Here is a 25559-nt window from a genome sequence, read left to right on the forward strand (position 1 = left end):
CTGACGTCAGTTGTGAAAGAGTGAATACAGAAGAATCAGGTTGATCAGCATCGAGACCAGGCCCAAGGTGCGCCAGACCTTCAATGGTTCGCGCTCCAGCAGGGGCCTGGGGCGGATGCTCAGCTCCTGGCGGTCGGCCTGTTCCAGCACCAGCAGCCATTCCTCGGCGGTTTCATAGCGATGCGCCGGCTGTGCAGCCACGGCGCGCTCCAGGCTCAGGGGGAGCCAATCGGGGAGATCCGGGCGATAGCGGCTGGCGCTGACAGCCTGGGCAAATCGAGGCCGTTGGAAGGCTTCGATTTCCCCGTAGGGGTAATGCCCGGTCAACAGGTAATACAAGGTGACGCCTACGCTGTACAAATCCTGCTGGGCTGTCGGACGGTCGCCATTGAACGCTTCGGGCGCGATAAAGCTCGGGGTGCCGGGCAGTACGTGGGCCCGGTCCTCGGAAAGACCGGGGCAGTAGGCCAGACCGAAATCCAGCACGCGCAATTCACCGTCATCCCCCAGCAGCAGGTTTTCCGGCTTGATGTCGCGGTGAAGGATCTGCCGTCGGTGCAGCATGCCGACTGCGCGCAGCAAACGCTCGGCGACGGACTGCCATTGCGCCAGGGGCAATGGGCCCTGGTGCTGGAACAGCTCGGCCAGGGTTTGCCCCGGATATTCCCGCATGACGTAGTACAAATGCTGGCGCCCGCTGGCGGCGTGCACCTCAGGAAAGGCACGCCCGGCTACCCGTCGCAAAAACCACTCTTCCGACAGTAATGCCTGGCCGGCGTCGCTGTCGTCGTCGCGGCTCAGTGGCAAGGTTTTCAGCAGCCAGGGTTGCTGTTGGGCATCGCGCACCCGGTACAGCAACGACTGCCTGCTTTGCGCCAGCACGCTGTCCACCTGCCAGCCTTCAAAGCGTTGCCCGGATTTCAGTAGCGGTGGCAAGGGCCATTGCTGCAATTGCACCAGGGCGTCGCCGAGGGTGGCGGCGCCAAGCGTGTCGATGCGCACCAGCAAGGCGCTGGCATTGTCCTGGCTGCCCGCCAGGTGTGCGGCATTGACCAGCGTGGTGACCGCCAGGTCCAGGTCGGTTTGTTCGCGCAGGATCGCGCTGATGCTGTGATCGCCCAGGGTGGCCCAGACGCCGTCGCTGAGCAGCAGGAAGCACTCACCTTCGCGCAATTGACCGTCGAGAAAATCCAGCACCAGGTGCTGATCCAGGCCGAGGGCACGCTTGAGCACGTGCTGCATGCCCGGTTGTTCCCACACATGGTCTTCGCTGATGCGCTGCAACTCACCGTCCAGCCAGCGATACGCCCTGCAATCACCGACATGGGCCAGGGTGAAACGCTGGCCGCGAAAGACCAGGGCACTGAGGGTGGTCAGCAACGGCTGGCCGCCGCCATTGGCCTGCAACCAGCGGTTTTGCGCCTGCAGCAAGCGCTCCAATGCCTGTGCCACACCCCAGGTTTGCGGCGTGGCGTAGTAATCCAGGGCCAGGGCCTGCAAAGTCGAGCGTGCGGCCAGTCCGCCGTCGGCGCACTGGCTCACACCGTCGGCCATGGCGCACAGGTAACCTTTGCTCGCCGCCAGTTCCGCTGCGGGGGTGACGACCCGCAGCGCATCCTGGTTTTCCGCCCGTGGGCCGATGGCGCTGGCCTGGGCGACGCTCAGTTGCAGGCTCATCAGACGCGCGCAGCGGTCACTGCGGCCGAACCCCAGGTGGTTCTCCAGCGACGCTTGACGCCATGCAGGCCGAACCAGGCCAGTACGCCCAGGCTGGCGAACAGCCACAAGGCCAGTTGATAGCTGCCGGTGCTCTGCTTGATCGCGCCCATGCCCGCGGCCAGGGCGAAACCGCCGATGCCGCCGGCCATGCCGATCAAGCCGGTCATCACACCAATCTCACGCCGGAAACGCTGTGGCACCAACTGGAACACCGCGCCATTGCCCGCACCCAGGCCGAGCATGGTGCAGACGAAGAGCGCCAGTGCCGCATAGGAGCTGGGCAGGTTGAAACCCACCGCCGCAATGCAGATCGCCGCGACGCTGTACATGCCGAGCAGGGTGCGGATTCCGCCGAAACGGTCGGCCAGGGCGCCGCCCAGTGGGCGCATCAGGCTGCCACCGAACACGCAGGCGGCGGTGTAGTAGCCGGCAGTCATGGGGCTCAGGCCGTATTGGTCGTTGAAATAGCCGGGCAGGGCGCTGGCCAGACCGATAAAACCGCCGAAGGTCACGCTGTAGAAGAACATGAACCACCAGCTGTCGCGGTCGCCCAGGGCCTTGAAGTAATCGGCCATGGACTTGGCTTTCGGCCGCTCGGGTGCGTTGCGTGCCAGCCAGGCGAAGACGATCAGCGTCAGGATCAGTGGAATCAGCGCAAAGCCGAACACATTGCTCCAGCCAAACGCCGCCGCCAGCACCGGGGCCAGCAACGCCGCGAACACCGTGCCCGAGTTACCGGCACCGGCGATGCCCATGGCCTTGCCCTGGTGTTCGGCCGGGTACCATTGGGACGCCAGCGGCAGCGCCACCGCAAAGGATGCGCCGGCCATGCCGAGGAACAGTCCCAGCAACAAGGCTTGTTCGTAGCTGTGAATCCCTAGTTTCCAGGCGCTGAACAAGGCGACGATCACAATCACCTGGCCAATCAGCCCGGCGGTCTTGGGCGACAGTTTGTCCGCCAGCATGCCCATCAGGAAGCGCAGCACCGCGCCGGCCAGGATCGGCGTCGCCACCATCAGGCCGCGTTGTTGGGTGGTCAGGTGCAGGTCGGCGGCAATCTGCACCGCCAGGGGGCCCAACAAATACCAGACCATGAAGCTCAGGTCGAAATACAGGAACGCGGCAAACAGGGTCGGGGTGTGCCCGGATTTCCAGAAGCTTGATTTCATCACGCACCTCAACGGTTGGGAGTCTTGTAAGAAGGCCTGGTGATGGAGCCGCCGGCTGAGGCCGCCCCACCGGCCCCGTGCTACCGGGGCCAAAACAAAAAAACGCCGCCACCGGGTTCGCAAGGGCAAACCGGGTGTGCGACGTCTTTGTCGTGAAGGGGCAACCGCCGTTGGTTACCTGTGGTGATTACTTAGCAAGTCCTGCGCCAACATGCCGGCCGTAGCTCCCGTCTTCTCCAGCTCCGCGCAAACCCGTAGATACCGTCTTATCCAACACCGCGCAAATCCGCAGCTGCCGACTCAAGCTCGAGCCGCGGCCGACGCAGCCTCGCCAAGGCTCGACAGCTGCTACGAAAACCAATCCACCTCACGGCCCCCCCCGTAGCCCAATCCACCTCACGGCCTTACCCCCGTAGCAGCTGCCGAGCGCAAGCGAGGCTGCGTCGGCCGCACTGCCGATTCAAGCTCGAGTCGCGGCCGACGCAGCCTCGCTGGAGCTCGACAGCTGCTACGGATGTTTAACCGAGCAGTTCACTCATGGCGATGATCTGCTCCGCCACCTGGATCAGTTTCTGCTGGCGGCTCATGGCCTGGCGGCGCATCAGGGTGTAGGCCTCTTCCTCATTGCAGGCCTTCATTTTCATCAGCATGCCCTTGGCCAACTCGATGCGCTTGCGCTCGGCCAACTGTTGGTCACGGGCCTGGAGCTGGGCGCGCAAGGCCTGGTCGCTCTCGAAGCGAGCCATGGCCACGTCGAGGATCGGTTGCAGGCGCTGCGCCTGAATGCCTTCGACGATGTAGGCGCTGACCCCGGACTTGATGGCCTGGCGCATCACGTCGGGGTCGTGCTCGTCGGTAAACATTACGATGGGCCGGGGCTGGTCGCGGCTGACCAGTACCACTTGCTCCATCACATCGCGGCCCGGTGACTCGGTATCGATCAGGATGACGTCCGGGCGCACCGTTTCGACGCGCGCAGGCAGGTCGATGGTCAGGCCGGATTCATCGATCACTTCAAAGCCAGCCTCGATCAGCGCTGTCCTCAGGCGGCCGACTTTGCGTGGCGTGTCGTTGATCAACAGGATTCGCAGCATGGACATCCTCCTGTCAGCGCAAGGCTTGGCGGCTGGTAGGGTCCGCCATGGCATGCAGGCGGAAGCTGCGCGCGTAGCCGGCGGGATCCGAGCCGTCCCAGATCTTGCCGTCGATCAGTTGACTGCTGCGCATGTCCTGGCCGTTGTCGCCGAGGCCCAGTGCCTCGGCGGCCTGACGATACAGCGCCAGCTGTTGCACTTGGCGAGCAACGCCGAGGTAATCAGGGTCTTCGCGCAACAGGCCCCAGCGTCGAAACTGGGTCATGAACCACATGCCATCGGAGAGGTAGGGCAGGTTGACCTCGCCATCGGCAAAAAAACGCAGGGCGTGGGGGTCCTGCCATTGGTCGCCCAGGCCGTCGTCATAGGCGCCCAGCAAACGCGGCTCGATGCAGTCGAGCGGGGCATCGAGGTACTCGCGGCCACTGAGCAATTGTGCGGTGGAGCGGCGGTTTTCGGTGTTTTGCTCGATAAAGCGGCTGGCCTCGAGGATCGCCATCACCAGCACGCGGGCGGTGTTGGGGTACTGGTCGACAAACGCCTGGGTGCAGCCGAGCACCTTTTCCGGATGGTTCGGCCAGATCGCCTGGGTGGTCGCCAGGGTAAAGCCCTGGTGTTGCTTGACTGCACTGGCGCACCAGGGCTCGCCGACGCAAAAGCCATCGATACGCCCGGCCTGCAGGTGCGCGAGCATTTGCGGGGGCGGTACCACGACACTGTCCACATCCTGTAGCGGATGAATGCCTTGGCTCGCCAGCCAGTAGTACAACCACATGGCGTGAGTGCCTGTGGGAAAGGTCTGGGCGAAAGTCAGTTTTGTTCGGCTTTGGTGCACGTGGCGGTCCAGCGCCTCAGGAGTGACCACGCCCTGCTGTTGCAGGCTGCGGGACAGGTTGATGCTTTGGCCGTTCTGGTTCAGCCCCATCAAGACTGCCATGTCGGTAGGTGCGACGCCGCCGATGCCCAGGTGCACGGCATAGACCAGCCCGTACAGGCTGTGGGCGGCGTCCAGTTCGCCGCTGACCAGTTTGTCCCGCAGGTTGGCCCATGAAGATTGGCGCTTGAGGTTGAGGGTCAAGCCATAAGGCTGGGCGAAACCTTGGGTCGCTGCCACCACCAGGGATGCGCAATCGCTCAAGGCCATGAAGCCCAGGTCAAGGCTGCTCTTTTCCGGCGCATCACTGCCGTTGACCCAGGCCAGCGGGTCGTTCGTCGGGCTGTTGCCAACCGAATCGTTCATCAACACCTACCTTTTCTTTCACAAAAAAGCGTCGTTCCCTCAGATGGCGATGCAAGGCCATTGCGGGTAACGACGCCTTTGTCCGTAAGCCCGCTCCGCCGTTGGTGCGCGCCTTGATACGGAGTCCGTAGCAAGGCACATGCCACGGGCCGATGGGCGCCGCCAGCCGTCAACTTTTCATCAAGATTGAAACTCGGCTGCCTCTCAGTATGGCCGCTTCTTACTGCCAGGCCGCCCAGGAAATCCCAGGTGTACGCTCACTTTTCCGTAACAACTCCCTGTCTCTGGCTGCTGCTTGCCGCGCTGATGCTGGGAAGTGCCGGTGCCCGGGGCGAAACCTACCAGGCGCAGGACGAGAGCCTGCATACCGTCTTTACCGCCTTGTCCGTGCCCATGGGCCTGCCCATCGTCGTGAGCGGTGAAGTGGCGCGCATACGCATCAGCGAGGTCATTGACCTCGCTATGCCGCTGCACGCCCTGGAGACGCTTGCGTTGCAGTACGGCTTGATCTGGTACAGCGATGGCCAGGCGCTCTACCTCTACAACGCCAGCGAGGCAAAACGTTCGGCAGTGGTGCTGCGGCATATATCTGTCGAGCGGTTTCGTGGCCTCATGCGCCGTTCGGGTCTTGATGAGACGCGCTACCCCCTGCGCGTGAGCGGGGCACGCACATTCGATGTATCCGGGCCACCTCATTATGTCGACCACGTTTTGCGCCTGGCCCAATTGATGGATCGCGAGCGTGCTGAATTACAAGTAGGTAACCAGGCGTTTGCTGTCGTTCAGGTACTCAACACCCACGTGGCAGACCGCGGCTATGCCATGGGTGACGAAAAGGTCACGGTGCCGGGAATCGCGTCGACGATCGAAACCCTGTTGGGTTCTGAACAGAAGGGACCGCTGGCCGACAAGAACCTGGTGGTGATCGCATACCCGGATACCAATAGCCTGCTGATCAAGGGTAAACCTGCGCAGTTGGGGTTCATCGAGCGCCTGGTGGCGGAGTTGGACACGCCCAAGCGGTCTATCGAAGTCTCGCTATGGATGGTGGACGTGGACCGTGACGAACTGAAAAAGCTGGGCTTTGACTGGGACAAGGATGGGAAGGCCCAGGCCACGCGCATTCTGGAGCCGATGGACGATAACCGCGTGATGGCGCAAATCGCCACGCTGGAGCGCCGGCGGCGAGCAAGGGTGATGACGTTGCCGGTGATTCTCACCCAGGAGAATGTGCCGGCCATGTTCCAGGATAACCACACCTTCTACCTGCCTGCTCCCGGAGCCGACCATGCTGATTGGAAGCCCGTGCAATACGGCTCCCAGGTCAGCGTACTGCCGCGTTTTGCCGAAGCGAACCAGATCGAGATGCTGCTCCATGTCGAGGATGGTCGACAATTGAGCCAGGCGGGGCGGCGCGGCAAACCGACCGCGGTCGGACGGGTGAGTGCCAGCAGTGTGGTGAGGGTCGCGCAGGGCAAGCGCCTGTGGCTGGGAGCGTTCAGCCGTGAGGCGCATGAGCCGGGACGCAGCACCGCTCCAGCCGGCCCGGCCAAGGTTCGCCTGTTTGTCATTCAGGCCCGGGCCGCGGGTAGCGAGTTGAAGGCGTTGGCCACAGGCGTGGGCGCACCACCGTTGAGTGCGGCGCAATACGAGCGCGTGCAACGTGCGTTTGTACGCCCGGGTCGCGATAGCTCTCCGTGAATAAGGTGTTGACCCATGCATTTGGAAATTCTTCTACAGGAACAACTGATCAGCCGCAGGCGCCTGGCAGCCTTTGCTGCTGGAAAGGTGCTGCCATTGTCGCCGGGCATCATCCACTGCGTGGAAGTTCGGGTTAATGGCCGGTTGCTCGCATTGGGCGAGTTGGTGCAACTGGAGGATCGGTTGGGTGTTGAGTTGCACGAGGTCTATAAATGGGGGAGCGCCTGACGTATGTGGGTGAAGTGTCTTACAGGGTGTTGCTAAAAAGCGTCGGCTGTATGGGGTTTTTCCTAGCGTGGGCTGCAAGGTGGTTTTTTATAGTCGTGATGTGGGCACAAGAGCCAGTACTGGAAAATAAGGACTTCAATGTCAGTAGTCGGATGTCGAGGTAGATATGGCCGTCGTGAATGATGAGTTGACGACGTCCCTGCTCTTTTCCCAGTGGACGCTGCATGGCGATGGTCGCCTGACCGGCGACGGCAGCGACGTCCAGTTGCCACCCAAGGAGCTGCATGTTTTGCGGCTGTTGTTGGTCTCTGGCGGTGTACTGATGACCAAGGATCGTTTGCTAGAGTTGGCCTGGCCCCAGGGGGAGGTCGCCGAGGAGTCGCTGACCCGTTGCATTTATTCGCTGCGCAAGCATCTTGGCGCTGACAAAGGCTTTATCAAGACCATTTATGGTCGCGGGTATCGCTTTACATGCCCGGTGAAGGCTGAGCGAGCAGGGCCCGGGCCTATGAATACCCTGCCGCATGTGTGTTCGGCCTGTGGACAAGTCAGTCATGGCTGAGTTCTGGCGCCGGCTGCTGTGGCTTGGCCTGGTGACGAGCGGCAATCAGGCACTGGCCTATTGCTGGGAGGAAACCGCCCATCGCTACGATATCGAGCCGGAGTTGCTACAGGCTATCGCCGCCGTGGAGTCGGATTTTCGCCCGGATGCGATGAACTACGCCAACGGTAACGGCACACGGGATATCGGCCTGATGCAGATCAACAGTATCCATTTGCCTCGCCTGCTCAAGCTGGGTATCACCGAGGAAAGGTTGTTGAGTGAGCCTTGCCTGTCGGTGGAAGTCGGGGCGTCCATACTGGCCGAGTTTATCCAGCGCTTTGGCTACAACTGGACGGCGGTGGGGTCCTACAATGTCGGGCCCGGCTCCGGCCCTGAGCGCGACGCGTTGCGCATGCGCTATGCGGAAAAAATCTGGGCACGTTATGAGGCCCTGGTACAGCAACGCTACTGACGTTTGGGCGGCGCGCCTCGCGTGCACCCCGCCACCCCGCTATAATCGCCGCCACCTTTCGCCGCCATCCGAGTCTAGCCCGCCCATGTATACCCTGGCCCGCCAGCTGTTGTTCAAACTCTCCCCGGAAACCTCCCACGATCTGTCCCTGGACCTGATCGGTGCCGGTGGCCGCCTGGGGCTCAATGGCCTGGTATGCAAGGCGCCGGCGAAAACGCCGGTGTCGGTGATGGGGCTCGACTTCCCCAACCCGGTCGGACTGGCTGCCGGCCTGGACAAGAACGGTGCGGCCATCGATGGCTTCGCGCAGTTGGGTTTCGGTTTTGTGGAGATCGGCACCGTGACGCCGAGACCGCAACCGGGCAACCCCAAGCCGCGTATCTTCCGCCTGCCGGAAGCCGAGGCGATCATCAATCGCATGGGGTTCAACAACCTGGGCGTCGATCATCTGCTGTCGCGCGTCGAGGCCGCAAAGTACAAGGGCATCCTCGGCATCAATATCGGCAAGAACTTCGACACGCCGGTCGAGCGCGCAGTGGATGACTACCTGATCTGCCTGGACAAGGTCTACGCCCACGCCAGCTATGTCACCGTCAACGTCAGCTCGCCCAACACCCCGGGCCTGCGCAGCCTGCAGTTCGGCGATTCGCTCAAGCAACTGCTCGAAGCCCTGCGCCAACGCCAGGAAGACCTGGCCGTGCGCCATGGCAAGCGTGTGCCGCTGGCAATCAAGATCGCCCCGGACATGAGTGACGAAGAAACCGTGCTGGTGGCCCAGGCCCTGGTGGATGCGGGCATGGATGCGGTCATCGCGACCAACACCACCCTCAGCCGTGTCGGCGTCGAAGGGTTGGCCCATGGCGATGAAGCGGGCGGCCTGTCGGGGGCGCCAGTGCGTGACAAGAGCACTCATATCCTCAAGGTGCTGGCCGCTGAGCTGGCCGGGCGTTTGCCGATCATCGCGGTGGGCGGCATCACCGAAGGCAAGCATGCAGCCGAGAAGATCGCTGCGGGTGCCAGCCTGGTGCAGTTGTACTCGGGTTTTATTTACAAAGGCCCGGCGCTGATCCGCCAGTCAGTGGATGCAATTGCGGCCTTGCGCGTGTAGGAGCGAGGGGGACGCCTAGTTCTTGCTCGCGAAGAACGTCAACGATAGCGCTGCGCATCTGGCTTAACGCGGCGCCCTCGGGTTCTTCGCGAGCAAGAACTAGGCGTCCCCCTCGCTCCTACGGTAGTCCTCATTATTCTCAGGCCAATAAAAAGGGCTCCTTAAGAGGAGCCCCTGGGCCGAAGCCCGCCGCCTGGATAGGGCGTGCGTGGTTAAGTCGCTACATATTCGAGGTGGTGTCGGAATTAAATGCCCTTGATTAGCCGACGGCGTGAAGTTCGTTGAGTCTGTGGATTCCCGCAGTGCCAGTCATACCGTCCCAGTTGTCGCCGCGTCCTTCTCGCCAGCCGTTGATCCAGGCTTGGCGTACCGACGGTAGAGTAAATGGGCAAAGCTCACGGGATTTGCCATGAACGCCATATTGATATCCGCGTAAAAATGCTCTTTCCAACGGATCACGCTTAAGTCTTCTCATAGGGTGTTTCCCTCACTTGTTGACTGTCTTGATATCCTTCGGCCTCGTCTGAGGCCGGGCAGAGTTTTTCTGCCGTTGGTGGGCTCGCTGCCGGCGTGGCGAGCCTAGGTGTCGGCGTCGTTACGGCGCCAACCTGTGTTGAGTTCTAACCAATAGGTCACATGGATTCAATGATCGTTTTGTCATAAGCACGTAACGATAACGATGCTATAGCCATAAGCTGGGATGGCTTTTCGCCCCATTTGTTGGGCAAAGCCAGCTATGATGCACCCTGCAAAGAGGATGGGTTTAATCCTTTAGTGAGAATGTCCTTCTGTTGCTGTCGGTTATTATTCGACGAAGGGTCGGAATATTTCTTTTTGTTGCGTCAAATTCTCTCTCTGCCCCGTCAATAAAGGCTCCAAGGCCCGTCAGACGGGGTGGAACGGCACATTCGTGCCACGCGAGCACTCTTCAAGAAAAGTGCTTGATTGAAAACCGAGCCGGCGATGCGTCGCCCGTTCACTTATTGCTGAAAAGCCTGGAATGCCCCATGTCGGACCGTTTTGAACTCTTCCTCACCTGCCCCAAGGGCCTCGAAGGCCTGCTGATCGAGGAAGCCGTCGGGCTTGGCCTTGAGGACGCCCGCGAGCACACCTCGGCCGTGCGCGGCATGGCCGACATGGAAACCGCTTATCGCCTGTGCCTCTGGTCGCGCCTGGCCAACCGTGTGTTGCTGGTGCTCAAGCGCTTCCCGATGAAGGACGCCGAAGACCTCTACCACGGTGTGCTGGATATTGAATGGGCCGATCACATGGTTTCTGACGGTACCCTGGCGGTGGAATTCAGCGGTCACGGCTCAGGCATCGACAACACCCACTTCGGCGCGCTGAAGGTCAAGGATGCGATCGTCGACAAGCTGCGCACTCCGACCGGCGAACGCCCGTCCATCGACAAGATCAACCCGGACCTGCGCATCCACCTGCGCCTGGACCGTGGCGAAGCGATCCTGTCCCTTGACCTGTCCGGCCACAGCCTGCACCAGCGCGGCTACCGCCTGCAGCAGGGCGCCGCGCCGTTGAAGGAAAACCTCGCGGCGGCGATCCTGATTCGTGCCGGCTGGCCGCGCATTGCTGCCGAAGGCGGCGCGCTGACTGACCCGATGTGCGGCGTGGGCACCTTCCTGGTGGAAGGCGCGATGATCGCCGCCGACATGGCACCTAACCTGAATCGCGAATTGTGGGGCTTCACCACCTGGCTCGGCCACGTCCCGGCGCTGTGGAAAAAACTCCACGCCGAGGCCACTGAACGCGCGGCCATCGGCATGAACAAGCCGCCGTTGTGGGTGCGGGGCTACGAAGCCGACCCGCGCCTGATCCAGCCCGCCCGAAACAACATCGAGCGCGCCGGCCTGAGCCACTGGATCAAGGTGTACCAGGGCGAAGTCGGCACCTTCGAGCCGCGCCCGGACCAGAACCAGAAAGGCCTGGTGATCTGCAACCCGCCCTACGGCGAGCGTTTGGGTGACGAAGCCAGCCTGTTGTACCTCTACCAGAACCTCGGCGAGCGCCTGCGCCAGGCCTGCATGGGCTGGGAAGCGGCGGTGTTCACCGGCGCGCCGGACCTGGGCAAGCGCATGGGGATCCGCAGCCACAAGCAGTATTCGTTCTGGAACGGCGCATTGCCGTGCAAGTTGCTGCTGATCAAGGTCAACCCGGATCAGTTCGTCACCGGCGAGCGCCGTACCCCGGAACAGCGCCAGGCCGAACGTGAGCAGGCGGTTTACGACCAGGCCCCGGCCGAGCCGCAGGAGCGCCAGTACAACAAGAATGGCAACCCGATCAAGCCCGCCCCGGCCCCCGTGGTCGAGCAGGCGCGCCTGAGCGAAGGTGGGCAGATGTTTGCCAACCGCCTGCAAAAGAACCTCAAGCTGCTGGGCAAGTGGGCCAAGCGTGAAGGGGTGGATTGCTACCGCGTATACGACGCCGATATGCCTGAATACTCCATGGCCATCGACCTGTACCACGATTGGGTTCACGTGCAGGAATACGCCGCCCCCAAATCCATTGATCCGGAAAAAGCCTCGGCCCGCATGTTCGATGCCCTGGCGGCCATTCCCCAGGCACTGAACATCGACAAGAGCCGCGTGGTGGTCAAGCGTCGCGAGCGCCAGAGCGGTACCAAGCAATACGAGCGCCAGAGTGCCCAGGGCAAGTTCACCGAGGTCAGCGAAGGCGGCGTGAAGCTGCTGGTCAACCTCACCGACTACCTGGACACCGGTCTGTTCCTCGACCACCGTCCGATGCGCATGCGTATCCAGAAGGAAGCGGCCGGCAAGCGTTTCCTCAACCTGTATTGCTACACCGCCACCGCCAGTGTGCACGCAGCCAAGGGCGGCGCGCGCAGCACCACCAGTGTCGACCTGTCCAAGACCTACCTGGACTGGGCACGTCGCAACTTCTCGCTCAACGGTTTTTCCGACAAGAACCGCCTGGAGCAGGGCGATGTGATGGCCTGGCTGGAGGCCAGCCGCGATGAGTTCGACATGATCTTCATCGACCCGCCGACCTTCTCCAACTCCAAACGCATGGAAGGCATCTTCGACGTGCAGCGCGACCACGTGCAGTTGCTTGACCTGGCCATGGCGCGCCTGGCACCGGGTGGCGTGCTGTACTTCTCGAACAACTTCCGCAAGTTCCAGTTGGAGGACAATCTCAGCGAACGCTATGCGGTCGAGGAAATCAGCGACAAGACCATCGATCCGGATTTTGCGCGTAATGCGAAGATCCACCGGGCGTGGAAAATCACTGCTCGCTGATCGCCGCCACGAAAAAGCCGCAAGCCTGGACTATTCCGGGCTTGCGGCTTTTTTACGCTGGTCAAACCCTGGGCCGATGGCTATAACTTAAGGCCTAGCCAAAGTGACACCCCCCGCACGCTGGCGTTGTGAGTGTTGCCTATGCCGTTGCAAGCCGTTCGCCCGAAAATCCTAGGCTTTATCAGTGAACAGGCGTCGGCTTGGCTGGTGGCGTTGGTGGTGTTATTGGCAGGTTTTGCGCTGACGGCCATCGTCGCCTGGGCGGCCTCCGACCTCTATCAGCAACAGGTTCGCCAGCGCTTTCAGTTGCTGGTCAACGAGCGTTACAGCCGCTTGCAGGAACGTTTCGAGGATCAGGAGCAACGCCTGAACAGCCTGCGGCGGTTCTTCGTCAACTCCGATGTTGTGTCCCGCGAGGAGTTCGACGGGTTTGCCCAGCCGTTACTGTTGCGCGCCCGGGCCTACGCCTGGGCACCCCGTGTGTTTCGCGGACAGCGCAGCCAATTTGAACAAGAGGTGTCCCGCCTGCGTGGGGTACCCTTTGTTATCCGTGAACTTAATAGCGTCGGCGAACTGGCCCCGGCGCCCGAGCGTGATGAATACGTTCCGGTGCTCTACAGCCAGACTCAAAGCTTGCTGGGGTCGCCCCTGGGTTTTGATCTGTTGGCCCAGCCCCTGCGGCGCTCGACCCTTGAGCGGGCGCAAAAGAGCGGCAAGCTGGCGGTGTCCCAACCGATGCAGTTGGTGGGGGTCGAGCCGGCTTATGCCACGGGTGTATTACTGGTCGCGCCGGTGAGTCACCTGCCCACGTCCGAGCCGTCCCCAAATGAGCCATACGGTTACGTAATGGCGGTGATCAGCATGCGCCAGTTGGTCGCCGAGGGCTTGCCAAAAGCGGAGCGGGACAACCTGGTGATGCAGATCGTCGACACCTCCGACCTGCAAAAGCGCGTGCTCTTCGAGTCCGGCAATGCCGTGGCCAACAGTGACCTTGCTGGCGCGCGTCGCCTGACCCTGGGCGATCATGTGTACGCCCTGAGCCTGCGCCCGAGCAAGGTGTTCGAGCAGGCCAACTATTCCTCGCTGTCCACGATCCTGACCATGGGTAGCCTACTCAGCCTGCTGCTCAGCGCCTTGCTCTATGTGCTGGTGAGCCAGCGCCAGCGTGCGTTGAAACTGGTGGAGCAACGCACTGTGCAGTTGCGCTTGCGTGAGCAGGAACTACGTGGTGCCCATGGCCAGTTGCGCAGCGTACTCAACGCCGCTACCCAAGTGGCGATCATTGCCACTGACTTGCGGGGCGTGATCAACACCTTCAACGCCGGTGCCGAGCAGATGCTGGGGTACGAGGCCGACCAGGTGGTGGGCAAGCTGACCCTGGAAAGCCTGCACTTGGCGTTGGAGCTGGAGGCACGTTCCGCGAGCCTGAGCGTGACCTTGGGCAAGCGTATCCCGGCGAGCCAGGCGATGCTGGTGGAAAGCCCCGACAACCTGCACGAAGCCCGGGAGTGGACCTTGGTCCGCCAGGATGGCAGTCAGTTGATTGTGAACATGTTGGCCACCGTATTGCTGGATGACCATGGTCTGTGGATCGGTCACCTCGCGATTTACCTGGACGTCACCGAGCAGAAACGCGCTTACGAGGCCCTGGCGGCGCGGGACCGCCTGCTCAAGAAACTCAGTGCCCACGTACCCGGGGGGATCTTCCAATTCACCCTGGAACCCCAGGATAACTGGCGCTTTATCTACGCCAGCGACGGCATGCGCGATATCTATGAAATCGAGGTCAGCGCGTTGCAGCGGGATGCGACGAAGGTCTTCGAGCGAATCCACCCGCTGGACGCGGAACGGGTGCGGGCCTCGATTCGCCTGTCGGCATTGCAGTTGAGCCACTGGCGCGAAGAGTACCGGGTGCAGTTGCCGCAACGGGGGTTGCGCTGGATTCGCGGCGAGGCCACCCCGGAAGAGTTACCGGGGGGCGGTACGCTGTGGCATGGCTATGTGTCGGACATTTCGGACTTGAAGCGGGTTGAAGAGGAGCTGCGCGCGCTGTCCATCACAGATTCCCTGACCGGGATTCACAACCGTCGCTATTTCCAGGACCGCCTCAGGACCGAGATGGCGAGACTCAACCGGACCAGTGGGGCGCTGTCGGTGATCATGCTCGATATCGATCATTTCAAGCGTATCAACGACCAGCACGGGCATGCGGTTGGCGACGGGGTGTTGCAGGAGTTATGCAGGCGCATCAGTCAGCGTCTGCGCCGCACCGACGTGTTCTGCCGCCTGGGGGGCGAGGAATTCATGGTGCTGTGCCCCAATACCGATGGCGAGCAGGCTTATGGCCTGGCCATGGAGTTGTGGCAATCCCTGCGTAACCTGCCGATGGAGCCTGTGGGCATCGTCACCGCCAGCTTTGGTGTGGCCAGCTGGCGGGTGGATGAAGGCATTGATGGCCTGTTGTTGCGTGCCGACTCGGCGGTGTACGTGGCCAAGCAGGCGGGCAGGGACCGGGTAGAGGCCGAGAAGGCGCGGGCCTGATGCTCGCTCCTATAGGACGGGAGCCGCCGCCGCCAGTTTTGGCTGGCGGTACAGATCCAGCAGCACCTGGTCCAGCACCGACGACGCGCCCCACGGCTTCGGATCGTTGAGGATCGCCACCACCGCCCAGGTGTTGCCGTTGTTGTCGCGGCTGAACCCGGCAATGGCGCGCACGGTATTCAAGGTACCGGTCTTGACGTGGGCTTCGCCGCGCATGGCGGTGGTCTTCAGGCGTTTGCGCATGGTGCCGTCGGTGCCGGCGATCGGCATCGAGCTGATGTATTCCGCAGCGTAGGGGCTTTTCCAGGCGGCTTGCAGCATGGCGGCCATTTCGCGGGCGCTGACCCGTTCGGCACGGGACAGGCCCGAACCGTTCTCCATCACCAGGTGTGGCGCGGTGATGCCTTTCTTCGCCAGCCACTGGCGCACCACACGTTGCGCGGCCTTGGCATCGTCGCCGTCGGCATCGTTGCGGAACTGCGCGCCCAGGCTCAGGAACAATTGCTGGGCCATGGTGTTGTTACTGTATTTATTGATGTCGCGGATGATTTCCGCCAGGTCCGGCGAAAAGGCGCGGGCCAGTACCTTGGCATCCTTGGGCACCGGTGCCTGGATATCGCGGCCCTGGATGCTGCCGCCCAGTTCCTGCCAGATCGCCCGTACCGCGCCAGCGGTGTAGGTGGCGTGGTCCAGCAACGACAGATAAGTCTGCGAGCTGCAGCCATCGGCCAATTGGCCGCTGACGGTGACCGTCATACTGCCATCGGCGCCTGTGACCGGGTTGTAGCGTACGTCGCCGGTGCACTGCTTGGCGTTGGAGGCCTTGACCTGGTTGTCGATGCGGATGCTGGCAATCGGCGGCTCGACCGAGACGAGCACGCGCCCCGAATCGTTACGGGTCACAAAGCGCAGGGCCTTGAGGTTGACCAGCAGGGCGTCGGGCTTGACCAGGAACGGTTTGTTCTCGTCGTTGCCGTCATCATTGAATTCCGGCAACTGCGGTTGGTTGAAGAAACTGCGGTCCAGCACCAGGTCACCGGTGACTTGCTGCACGCCATTGGCCCGCAGGTCGCGCATCAGCAGCCAGAGTTTTTCCATGTTCAGCTTGGGGTCGCCGCCGCCCTTGAGGTACAGGTTGCCGTGCAACACGCCACCGCTGAGGGTGCCGTCGGTGTAGAACTCGGTTTTCCACTGGTGGTTGGGGCCGAGCATTTCCAGGGCCGCATAGGTGGTGACCAGTTTCATGGTGGAAGCCGGGTTTACCGAGACGTCGGCGTTGAATACCGTGGGGGTGCCGGGGCCGTTCAGCGGGATCATCACCAGGGACAGCGCAGTGTTTTGCAGCTTGGCTTTGGCGAGTGCCTGCTGGACGTTCGGGGGCAGGGTGTTATTGATCGGGGCTGCGGAGGTGGAAAAGGCCAGTGGCAGGAGAAAACTGGCGAGTAGCAATGGACGCAAAGATTTGATCATAAGAAGTAAAACCCTACTGCTGAGGAGGGTGAAAAAGGCGAGGGGTAGATAGGAAAATTCCCTCAATGGTCATGAAAGTGTCGGCATTATGCCCCAAGGTGAAGGCACTTGTAGCTGAACGATAGCTGGTAATTGGCGTTTTTTTAACAGCAAACGGCCGCCTGTCCCAGAGAGTCGGGCAATCGTCGTCTTAAACTGCTAAAGTGCCGCCCGTTATTACTTATGAGGATTGTTCCAATGGCGACTAACCGTTCCCAGCGTCTGCGCAAAAAACTGTGCGTTGATGAATTTCAAGAGCTGGGTTTCGAACTGAACCTGGACTTCAAAGAAGGCCTGAGTGAAGAAGCTATCGACGCTTTCCTCGAAGCATTCATCAAAGAAGCCATGGAAGCCAACGGCCTGGGCTATGTCGGCGGCGATGACTACGGTCTGGTTTGCCTGCAGAAGCGTGGCTCGGTCTCCGAAGAGCAGCGCGCTGCCGTCGAAGCCTGGCTGAAAACCCGTTCCGAGCTGACCAAGGCTGAAGTCAGCCCGCTGCTGGACGTGTGGTATCCGGAAAAGCCGATCAACGCGGCTAAGTGATACTGAAAAAAACGGCGACCTGAGGGTCGCCGTTTTTTTATGCCTTGCGCCAGTTCAGAATCAGCAGCGTCAACACCCCCGCCACAATCCCCCAGAACGCCGAGCCGATGGAAAACAACGTCAAGCCTGACGCGGTGACCATAAAGGTGATCAGCGCCGCTTCCCGTTCCTTCGGCTCATTCATGGCGATACTCAAGCCATTGATGATCGAGCCAAACAAGGCCAAGGCCGCAATCGACAGCACCAGTTCCTTGGGCAAGGCTGCGAACAGTGCCGCCAGTGTTGCGCCGAACACCCCGGCTATCCCGTAGAACACCCCGCACCATACGGCGGCGGTGTAGCGTTTATTACGGTCTTCATGGGCGTGGGGGCCGGTGCAGATCGCTGCGCTGATCGCCGCCAGGTTGATGCCGTGGGAGCCAAAGGGCGCCAGCACCAGCGAGGCCAGGCCGGTGGCGGTGATCAGCGGCGAGGCCGGCACGTTATAGCCATCGGCCCGCAGTACGGCGACGCCGGGCATGTTCTGCGAGGTCATCGCCACCACGAACAACGGAATCCCGATGCTGATGGTTGCCGCCAACGAGAAGTGCGGTGTCGTCCACACCGGCGTCGCCACTTCCAGGTGGAAACCGCTGAAGTCAAGCAAGCCCATCAGCCCCGACAGCAGGGTACCGATCATCAGGGCGGCCAGTACCGCGTAGCGTGGCGACAGACGCTTGATGATCAGGTAGGTGAAAAACATCCCCAGTACCAGGCCGGTGCGATGCTGCGCGGCGACGAAAATTTCGCTGCCGATCTTGAACAGGATCCCCGCCAGCAACGCGGCCGCCAACGATGCCGGGATGCGCTTGACCAGTTTTTCAAAGCTGCCGGTGAGCCCGCAGAGCGTCACCAGCACCGCGCAGGTGATGTAGGCGCCGATGGCCTCGCCGTAACTCACACCGCCCAGGCTGGTGATCAACAGCGCCGCGCCGGGGGTGGACCAGGCAATGGTGATCGGCGTGCGATAGCGCAGGGACAGGCCGATGCTGCAGACCGCCATGCCGATGGAAATCGCCCAGATCCACGAAGAAATCTGCGCCGTGGTCAAGCCGGCCGCCTGGCCGGCCTGGAACATCAGCACCAGGGAGCTGGTATAGCCGGTCATCATGGCGATAAAGCCGGCGACGACGGCGGAGGCAGAAGTGTCGGCCAGCGGGCGCAAGGGCGCTTGGGTGGCGTCGGTCATGGAGAGGTGTTCCTTTTACCTGGGTGTTTGCCGGTGACGGCGCAGATTCAAGCCTAAACTCAAACGTAACGACTCATTGCAATACAGACGGCACCGCAAACAGCCGTACAGTGTGTTGGCGCAGTGGGTTGTGTACAATGTGCGCTGTTTTTAGGTGATACTTGCCAGCGACCCCGTGTTGCCGTATTACCTTAAAGTTGCCGTATTACCGTTAATTCGCCGCCGTTCTCCCTACCCGAGTGCCCATGAACGAACAGTTGCAACCTCTCAAGAAACAACCGCGAGCCGGCAAGGTCGGTCGCAGCGGAACCCAGGACGATATCGTCTACGCGCATATCTTCGAGGCGATCCTCGAGCAGCGCCTGGCACCCGGTACCAAATTGAGCGAAGAGGCACTGGGCGAAATCTTCGGCGTCAGCCGCACCATTATTCGCCGCGCGCTGTCGCGGCTGGCCCATGAAGGCGTGGTGTTGCTGCGGCCCAATCGTGGCGCGGTGGTGGCGAGCCCAAGCGTGGAAGAAGCACGTCAGGTGTTCCTGGCCCGGCGCCTGGTAGAGCGAGCGATCACCGAGCTGGCGGTGCAGCACGCCACCGCCGAGCAACTGGCCGAACTGCGCCAGATGGTCAACGACGAGCGCGACAGCTTCTCCCGCGGCGATCGCGGGGCGGGCATCCGCCTCTCCGGCGAGTTCCACCTCAAGCTGGCCGAAGCCGCGAAAAACGCGCCGCTGATCAGCTTCCAGCGCAGCCTGGTGTCCCAGACCTCGTTGATCATCGCCCAGTACGAAAGCGGCAACCGCTCGCACTGCTCCTACGATGAGCACACGCAACTGATCGACGCTATCGAAGCGAGGGACGCGGCGCTGGCGGTGAATTTGATGATGCATCACATGGATCACATCGACAGCAAGCTCAACCTCGACGAGGAAAGTGCGTCGGATGATTTGCATGCGGTGTTCTCGCATCTGTTGCAGACCAAGAAGCCGGGGCGTTCTTCGGTCAAGCTGTAAACCCGATTAAAAAATGTGGGAGGGGGCTTGCTCCCGATGGCAGAGTGTCAGTCACTGAATTAAGTGCCTGATCCACCGCTATCGGGAGCAAGCCCCCTCCCACATTTGTTTTGTGTCGTGGCGCAGATCAGCGTTGGTGCACGAGTTTGCCGGCCGCATACGTCTGCAACACCGTCCGATCATCCCCCAGGGTCATCAACACGAACAACGTCTCGGCAATGTTATTGGCTTGCTTCAAGCGATAGCTCAGCAGCGGCGTGGCGTTGTAGTCCAGCACCAGGAAGTCGGCATCGGTGCCCGGCTGCAGCGTGCCGATCTTGTCTTCCAGGCGCAGCGCCCGCGCACCACCCAGGGTAGCCAGGTACAGTGACTTGAAGGGGCTCAACCGCGCGCCCTGCAGTTGCATGACCTTGTAGGCTTCGTTCAAGGTTTGCAGCAGCGAGAAACTGGTGCCGCCACCCACATCGGTGCCCAGGCCGACATTCAGCTTGTGTTTCTCGGCCATCGGCAGGTTGAACAGGCCGCTGCCGAGGAAGAGGTTCGAGGTCGGACAGAACGCCACCGCCGACCCCGTCTCCGCCAACCGTGCGCACTCGTCATCACACAGGTGCACGCCGTGGGCAAACACCGAGCGCTCGCCCAGCAGCTGGTAGTGGTCGTACACATCCAGATAGCCGCTGCGCTCCGGAAACAGCGCCTTCACCCACTCGACTTCCTGCTTGTTCTCACTGATGTGCGTCTGCATGTACAGGTCCGGGTACTCGCCCAGCAGTTGCCCGGCGAGCGCCAATTGTTCCGGCGTGCTGGTCGGCGCAAAACGCGGGGTGACCGCGTAGTGCAGGCGGCCCTTGCCGTGCCAGCGTTCGATCAGCGCCTTGCTTTGCTGGTAGCCGGATTCGGCGGTGTCGGTAAGGTAGTCCGGAGCGTTGCGGTCCATCATCACCTTGCCGGCGATCATGCGCAGGTCGAGTTTTTCCGCCGCCTCAAAGAATGCGTTCACCGACTGCGGATGCACACTGCCGAACACCAGTGCGGTGGTGGTGCCGTTGCGCAGCAGTTCCTTGATAAAAATGCCTGCGACTTCTTCGGCGTGGGCCTTGTCGGCGAACTGGCTTTCGCACGGGAAGGTGTAGGTGTTGAGCCAGTCCAGCAACTGCTCGCCATACGCGCCGACCATGCCGGTTTGCGGCAGGTGGATATGGGTGTCGATCAGGCCGGGGATGATCAGCGCATCCTGGTAATGGGTGATGTCGATGTCGGCAGGCAAGCTCGGCAGCAGGTCGGCGGCATGGCCCACGGCGCTGATCCGGCCGTTTTCGATCACCAGCAGGCCGTCTTCGAAATACTCGTAGGAGGCTTCGATCCCAACTTCAGCGGGGTCGGCGATGCTGTGCAGGAGGGCGGCACGGTAGGCTTTGCGAGTCAAAGGCATGGTCGTCTCAATTGATAGCTTGGCTTCGGCGCGAGGCCGGCAGCAATTTGGCAATGGGTTCGGCGCTCGCGGTGTGCTGGCCGAAACTGGCGTTATAGGTGGCGATGATTTCGCCGGCGATGGAGATGGCGATCTCCACCGGCAACTTGCCCTTCACCTCGCTGAGGCCCATGGGGCAACGCATGCGTTGCATCTGCGCGGCGTCGAAGCCGCGATCGCGCAGGCGGTGTTCGAACTTGACGCGTTTGGTCTTCGAGCCGATCAGGCCGAAGTAGGCAAAGTCATTGCGTTTGAGCAGGGCGGCGGTGAGTTCCAGGTCCAGCGCGTGATTGTGGGTCATGACGATGCAGTAACTGCCCACCGGCAGGTCGGCAATTTCGTCCACCGGCTCTTCGCTGACGATTTTACGCACGCCCTGGGGGATATGTTCCGGAAACTCCTGCTCGCGGGAATCGATCCATCGTACCCGGCACGGCAGGCTCGCCAGCAACGGCACCAGCGCGCGGCCGACATGGCCGGCGCCGAACACCGCGATCTGCGCCTGTACCTGGCCCATGGGTTCGAACAGCAGCACGGTGATGCCACCGCAGCACTGGCCCAGGCTGGCGCCGAGGCTGAAGCGCTCCAGATGGGTGTTCTGCTGGCCACGCACAAGCATGTCGCGGGCGATCTGCATGGCCTTGTATTCCAGGTGCCCGCCGCCGATGGTGTCGAAGGTTTGCGCGGCACTGATCACCATCTTCGAACCGGCATTGCGCGGCGTGGAGCCGAGCTCTTCGATGATGGTCACCAGTACGCAGGGTTCACTCTGGTTTTGCAGGTCGGCGAGGGCGCTGATCCAGTTGTTCATGTTTACCTCAACATTACTGTTGTCAGTTCGGGCAGCGCCTCGGTCTAGAGCGAAGCCATTTCAGTTTCAGCCTCGACAGCTGTCGCCGTCTGCAACTTGCGCATCTGCTCACACCCCCACAACACCCGCTCTGGTGTCGCCGGCGCATCGATCTTCGGCTGATGGCGATAATCAGCCAGGCTCGCCACCGCATCCTTGATCGCGCACCACGAGGCAATCCCGAGCATGAACGGTGGCTCGCCCACGGCCTTGGAATGGAACACCGTGTCTTCCGGGTTCTTGCGGTTTTCCACCAGCTTCACACGCAAATCCAAAGGCATGTCGGCCACCGCCGGGATCTTGTAGCTGGCCGGGCCGCAGGTCTCTAGCTTGCCCTTGTTGTTCCACACCAGCTCTTCCATGGTCAGCCAGCCCATGCCCTGGATAAAGCCGCCTTCCACCTGGCCGATATCGATGGCCGGGTTCAGCGAGGCGCCCACATCGTGGAGGATGTCGGTGCGCAGCATCTTGTATTCGCCGGTCAGGGTGTCGACGATCACTTCGCAGCACGCCGCGCCGAAGGCGAAGTAGTAGAACGGCCGACCGCGGGCCTGGCTGCGGTCGTAGAAGATTTTCGGAGTCTTGTAGAAGCCGGTGCTCGACAGCGACACCTGGGCGAAATACGCCTGCTGGATCAACGCTTCAAAGCTCAGGATCTGCTCGCGCACGCGCACATGGCCGTTATGAAATTCCACATCCGCTTCGCTCACGTCGTACTTGCGCGCGGCGAATTCCACCAGGCGTTGCTTGATGGTTTCGGCGGCGTTCTGGGCGGCCTTGCCGTTCAGGTCCGCACCGCTGGAGGCAGCAGTCGGCGAGGTGTTGGGCACTTTGTCGGTGTTGGTGGCGGTGATCTGCACGCGGTCGATGTCCACCTGGAACACTTCGGCCACCACTTGCGCGACCTTGGTGTTCAAGCCCTGGCCCATCTCGGTGCCGCCGTGGTTCAGGTGGATGCTGCCGTCGGTGTAGATATGGATCAGCGCGCCCGCCTGGTTCAGGAAGCTCGCCGTGAACGAGATCCCGAATTTCACCGGCGTCAGCGCCAGGCCTTTTTTCAGGATCGGGCTGTGGGCGTTGTACAGGCGGACCGCTTCGCGGCGCTCGGCGTATTGGCTGCTGGCTTCAAGTTCGGCGGTCATCTCTTCGAGCATGTTGTGCTCGACGGTCTGGTAGTAGTGGGTGACGTTGCGCTCGGTCTTGCCGTAGTAATTGGCCTTGCGCACCGCCAACGGGTCCAGCCCCAGATGGCGCGCGATGGCGTCCATCACTTCCTCGATGGCGACCATGCCTTGCGGGCCACCGAAGCCGCGATAGGCGGTGTTGGACGCGGTGTTGGTCTTGCAGCGATGGCCGTTCACCGTGGCATCGCCCAGGTAATACGCGTTGTCGGCGTGGAACATGGCGCGGTCGACGATCGAGTTGGACAGGTCCGGCGAGCAGCCGCAGTTACCGGCCAGCTCCAGGTTGATCCCGTGCAGGCGACCGCTGTCGTCGAAGCCCACGTCGTATTCGATATAGAAGGGGTGGCGCTTGCCGGTCATCAGCATGTCTTCGACGCGCGGCAGGCGCATCTTGGTCGGCTGGCCGGTGAGGCGCGCCACCACCGCGCACAGGCACGCCGGGCTGGCGGCCTGGGTTTCCTTGCCGCCGAAACCGCCGCCCATGCGGCGCATATCGACGACGATCTTGTTCATCGACACATCCAGCACTTCGGCCACCAGCTTCTGCACTTCGGTGGGGTTCTGCGTGGAGCAATAGACGATCATGCCGCCGTCTTCGGTGGGCATTACCGAGGAAATCTGGGTTTCCAGGTAGAAGTGTTCCTGGCCGCCGATATGCAGGGTGCCCTGGAGGCGGTGCTTGGCGGTCGCCAGCGCGCCGGCCGAATCACCCCGTTGGTGAGTGTGGCTGTCGAGCACGAAGTGCTTGTTGCGAAAGGCCTCGACCACATCCAGCACGGGCTCCAGGTCTTCATATTCGATCACGGCCGCCATCGCGGCCTTGCGTGCGGTGTCCAGGTCGCGGGCGGCCACGGCCAAAACCACCTGGCCGACGAACTGCACCGTGTCTATGGCCAGCAAGGGGTCGCCGGGCAGCAGCGGGCCGATGTCTTTCAGGCCCGGCACGTCTTCGTGGGTGATGACGATACGCACACCGTCGAAGGCGTAGCAGGGCGTGGTGTCGATGCGGATGATCCGGGCGTGGGCGCGGTCGGACATGCGTGCATACAGGTGCAGCTGGTTGGGGAATTCCAGGCGGTCATCGATGTACTGCGCTTCACCGGACACGTGCTTGGCGGCGCTGTCATGCTTGACGCTGCGGCCGACCCCGGAGGTCAGGTCCTGGGCAAACAGCGCGGCCAGTTCGGCCTGGGTTTTTTCCACGGCGTGATGGTTAGACATAAGCGGTCACCCGAGTCTCGATGTGCGGCGTTTGCAGTTCGATGAAGTATTTGCGCAGCAGGTTCCGGGCGCTGAGCAGGCGGTATTCCTTGCTGGCGCGGAAGTCCGACAGCGGGGTGAAATCCTCGGCCAGGGCAGCGCAGGCTTTCTCGACGGTGGCGGCGTTCCAGGTGGCACCGACTAACACGGCTTCGCAGTTTTTCGCGCGTTTTGGCGTGGCGGCCATGCCGCCGAACGCGACGCGGGCATCACTGATCACACCGTTGTCGATCTTCAGGTTGAATGCAGCGCAGACGGCGGAAATATCATCGTCCAGGCGCTTGGAAACCTTGTAGGCACGGAACAGCGCGTGGCCCTTGGGTACGATGATTTTCTCGATGAACTCGCTGTCCTGGCGCGCCGTCACACGGTAGTCGATGAAGTAGTCTTCCAGGGCCAACGTACGGCGCGTGTTGCCTTTGCACAGCACGATCTGCGCGCCGAGAGCGATCAACAGCGGCGGCGAATCGCCAATGGGCGAAGCGTTGCCGATATTGCCGCCCAGGGTGCCCTGGTTACGAATTTGCAGGGAAGCGAAGCGGTGCAGCAGGTCGCCGAAATCCGGGTATTCGTGGTGCAGCACGGTGTAGCAGTCGGAGAGGGCAGTGGCGGCGCCGATTTCCAGGCGGTCGTCGAAGTCCTCGATGCGCTTCATCTCTTCAATATTGCCGACATAGATCATCACCGGCAGGGTGCGGTGGAACTGGGTGACTTCCAGCGCCAGGTCGGTGCCGCCGGCCAGCAGGCGGGCTTGCGGGTAGGCGTCGTAGAGGTCGGCCAGGTCGGCAACGGTGAGGGGCACCAGGCAGCGTTTGTCGCCGCTGTTGAGTTCACCGGTTTGGGTCGGCGCGATGGCTTTGAGGCGGGCGATGGTCTCGGCCTGGCGGCTGTCGAACTGGTCCGCCGGTTTGTTGCAGCAGGCCTGTTCGGCGGCGGCCAGGATCGGCCGATAGCCGGTGCAGCGGCACAGGTTGCCGGCCAGGGCTTCGTGGGCCTTCTGGCTGTCGGGGGCGTCGCTGTTCTTTTGCAGGGCGAACAACGACATCACAAACCCGGGGGTGCAAAAGCCGCATTGCGAACCGTGGCACTCCACCATGGCCTGTTGCACGCTGTGCAGTTGGCCCTGGTGCTTGAGGTCTTCGACGCTGATCAATTGCTTGCCGTGCAGCGACGATACAAATGTCAGGCAGGAATTGAGGCTGCGATAACGGATCTGCTCAACGCCCTGAGGGTCGGTGTGCAACTCGCCGACCACCACCGTGCACGCACCGCAGTCGCCGCTGGCGCAGCCTTCCTTGGTACCGGGTTTGCCCACATGCTCGCGCAGATAGTTGAGCACGGTCAGGTTGGGGTCCAGGGCGTGCTCGCTACGGAGTTCCTGGTTAAGTAAAAACTGGATCACGGAAGGCCTCGCAG

The 25559-nt window shown here is 61.9% G+C and carries 20 protein-coding genes; 9 read left to right on the forward strand and 11 right to left on the reverse strand.

From position 1 onward, the window contains the following. Positions 1-6: 6 nt before the first annotated feature. The 4 genes from PspCFBP13509_RS11760 to PspCFBP13509_RS11775 form a co-directional block, all read right to left on the reverse strand. Positions 7-1677 (reverse strand): bifunctional protein-serine/threonine kinase/phosphatase, encoded by a 1671-nt coding sequence (locus PspCFBP13509_RS11760; RefSeq protein ID WP_137212079.1) that lies wholly within the window; start codon positions 1675-1677, stop codon positions 7-9. Continuing rightward, positions 1677-2888 carry a nitrate/nitrite transporter gene (locus PspCFBP13509_RS11765; protein ID WP_027603689.1) on the reverse strand — a complete coding sequence of 404 codons (1212 nt, stop codon included), beginning with the start codon at positions 2886-2888 and terminating at the stop codon, positions 1677-1679. Before PspCFBP13509_RS11765 ends, PspCFBP13509_RS11760 begins: the two co-directional genes overlap by 1 nt. Before the next feature lie 518 nt (positions 2889-3406). Continuing rightward, positions 3407-3982 carry an ANTAR domain-containing response regulator gene (locus PspCFBP13509_RS11770; protein ID WP_027603690.1) on the reverse strand — a complete coding sequence of 192 codons (576 nt, stop codon included), beginning with the start codon at positions 3980-3982 and terminating at the stop codon, positions 3407-3409. Positions 3983-3995: 13 nt separating this feature from the next. Continuing rightward, the gene (locus PspCFBP13509_RS11775) at positions 3996-5222 is read right to left on the reverse strand and encodes a CmpA/NrtA family ABC transporter substrate-binding protein (RefSeq protein WP_137212080.1); all 1227 of its coding nucleotides are present in this window, start codon (positions 5220-5222) and stop codon (positions 3996-3998) included. A gap of 306 nt (positions 5223-5528) precedes the next feature. On the opposite strand from PspCFBP13509_RS11775, the gene sctC reads away from it, so the two are divergent. The 5 genes from sctC (at position 5529) to PspCFBP13509_RS11800 (ending at position 9275) form a co-directional block, all read left to right on the forward strand. Beyond that, positions 5529-6923, forward strand: coding sequence for a type III secretion system outer membrane ring subunit SctC (sctC, locus tag PspCFBP13509_RS11780; protein ID WP_137212140.1), 1395 nt, complete (start codon positions 5529-5531; stop codon positions 6921-6923). Between the two features lie 15 nt (positions 6924-6938). After that, positions 6939-7151 (forward strand): FliM/FliN family flagellar motor switch protein, encoded by a 213-nt coding sequence (locus PspCFBP13509_RS11785; protein ID WP_027603693.1) that lies wholly within the window; start codon positions 6939-6941, stop codon positions 7149-7151. Positions 7152-7317: 166 nt separating this feature from the next. Next, a complete protein-coding gene (locus PspCFBP13509_RS11790) occupies positions 7318-7713 on the forward strand; it encodes a winged helix-turn-helix domain-containing protein (protein ID WP_137212081.1) in 396 nt (131 codons plus the stop codon). Continuing rightward, the gene (locus PspCFBP13509_RS11795; RefSeq protein ID WP_027603696.1) at positions 7706-8167 is read left to right on the forward strand and encodes a transglycosylase SLT domain-containing protein; all 462 of its coding nucleotides are present in this window, start codon (positions 7706-7708) and stop codon (positions 8165-8167) included. The genes PspCFBP13509_RS11790 and PspCFBP13509_RS11795 overlap by 8 nt, the downstream gene beginning before the upstream one ends. Positions 8168-8252: 85 nt before the next feature. Next, positions 8253-9275: a quinone-dependent dihydroorotate dehydrogenase gene (locus tag PspCFBP13509_RS11800; RefSeq protein WP_137212082.1), complete on the forward strand. Its 1023-nt coding sequence runs from the start codon at positions 8253-8255 to the stop codon at positions 9273-9275. 259 nt (positions 9276-9534) lie between these two features. Here PspCFBP13509_RS11800 and rmf read toward each other — a convergent pair whose 3' ends face one another. After that, complete coding sequence (gene rmf / locus PspCFBP13509_RS11805; RefSeq protein ID WP_002553055.1) at positions 9535-9750, reverse strand: ribosome modulation factor; 216 nt, start codon at positions 9748-9750, stop codon at positions 9535-9537. A gap of 532 nt (positions 9751-10282) precedes the next feature. On the opposite strand from rmf, the gene rlmKL reads away from it, so the two are divergent. After that, positions 10283-12547 carry a bifunctional 23S rRNA (guanine(2069)-N(7))-methyltransferase RlmK/23S rRNA (guanine(2445)-N(2))-methyltransferase RlmL gene (rlmKL, locus tag PspCFBP13509_RS11810; protein ID WP_065924769.1) on the forward strand — a complete coding sequence of 755 codons (2265 nt, stop codon included), beginning with the start codon at positions 10283-10285 and terminating at the stop codon, positions 12545-12547. Positions 12548-12688: 141 nt separating this feature from the next. Further along, positions 12689-15088, forward strand: coding sequence for a sensor domain-containing diguanylate cyclase (locus tag PspCFBP13509_RS11815; RefSeq protein ID WP_137212083.1), 2400 nt, complete (start codon positions 12689-12691; stop codon positions 15086-15088). Between the two features lie 9 nt (positions 15089-15097). On the opposite strand, the gene dacB is transcribed toward PspCFBP13509_RS11815, so the two are convergent. Continuing rightward, a complete protein-coding gene (gene dacB / locus PspCFBP13509_RS11820; protein WP_065924767.1) occupies positions 15098-16558 on the reverse strand; it encodes a D-alanyl-D-alanine carboxypeptidase/D-alanyl-D-alanine endopeptidase in 1461 nt (486 codons plus the stop codon). A 237-nt stretch (positions 16559-16795) separates the two neighbouring features. Here dacB and PspCFBP13509_RS11825 point away from each other — a divergent pair, with 237 nt between their 5' ends. Beyond that, on the forward strand, positions 16796-17140 hold the full coding sequence (locus tag PspCFBP13509_RS11825; protein ID WP_010208515.1) for a YggL family protein: 345 nt from the start codon (positions 16796-16798) through the stop codon (positions 17138-17140). Between the two features lie 37 nt (positions 17141-17177). Here PspCFBP13509_RS11825 and PspCFBP13509_RS11830 read toward each other — a convergent pair whose 3' ends face one another. Next, positions 17178-18368 carry a benzoate/H(+) symporter BenE family transporter gene (locus tag PspCFBP13509_RS11830; protein WP_065924766.1) on the reverse strand — a complete coding sequence of 397 codons (1191 nt, stop codon included), beginning with the start codon at positions 18366-18368 and terminating at the stop codon, positions 17178-17180. 245 nt (positions 18369-18613) lie between these two features. Here PspCFBP13509_RS11830 and PspCFBP13509_RS11835 point away from each other — a divergent pair, with 245 nt between their 5' ends. After that, positions 18614-19378, forward strand: a complete 765-nt coding sequence (locus PspCFBP13509_RS11835; protein WP_065924765.1) for a GntR family transcriptional regulator — start codon at positions 18614-18616, stop codon at positions 19376-19378. 127 nt (positions 19379-19505) lie between these two features. Here PspCFBP13509_RS11835 and guaD read toward each other — a convergent pair whose 3' ends face one another. From guaD to xdhA, 4 genes are read right to left on the reverse strand one after another with little or no spacing between them, the layout of a single operon-like run. Then, positions 19506-20810 carry a guanine deaminase gene (gene guaD, locus PspCFBP13509_RS11840; protein ID WP_065924764.1) on the reverse strand — a complete coding sequence of 435 codons (1305 nt, stop codon included), beginning with the start codon at positions 20808-20810 and terminating at the stop codon, positions 19506-19508. Positions 20811-20817: 7 nt separating this feature from the next. Continuing rightward, positions 20818-21660 carry a xanthine dehydrogenase accessory protein XdhC gene (gene xdhC / locus PspCFBP13509_RS11845; RefSeq protein WP_065946886.1) on the reverse strand — a complete coding sequence of 281 codons (843 nt, stop codon included), beginning with the start codon at positions 21658-21660 and terminating at the stop codon, positions 20818-20820. 44 nt (positions 21661-21704) lie between these two features. Further along, positions 21705-24104, reverse strand: a complete 2400-nt coding sequence (xdhB, locus tag PspCFBP13509_RS11850) for a xanthine dehydrogenase molybdopterin binding subunit (protein WP_065924762.1) — start codon at positions 24102-24104, stop codon at positions 21705-21707. Next, positions 24097-25545, reverse strand: a complete 1449-nt coding sequence (gene xdhA, locus PspCFBP13509_RS11855; RefSeq protein ID WP_065924761.1) for a xanthine dehydrogenase small subunit — start codon at positions 25543-25545, stop codon at positions 24097-24099. Before xdhA ends, xdhB begins: the two co-directional genes overlap by 8 nt. Between the last annotated feature and the right edge of the window lie 14 nt (positions 25546-25559).

Source organism: Pseudomonas sp. CFBP13509, assembly GCF_005233485.1.
Taxonomy (GTDB): Bacteria; Pseudomonadota; Gammaproteobacteria; order Pseudomonadales; family Pseudomonadaceae; genus Aquipseudomonas; species Aquipseudomonas marginalis.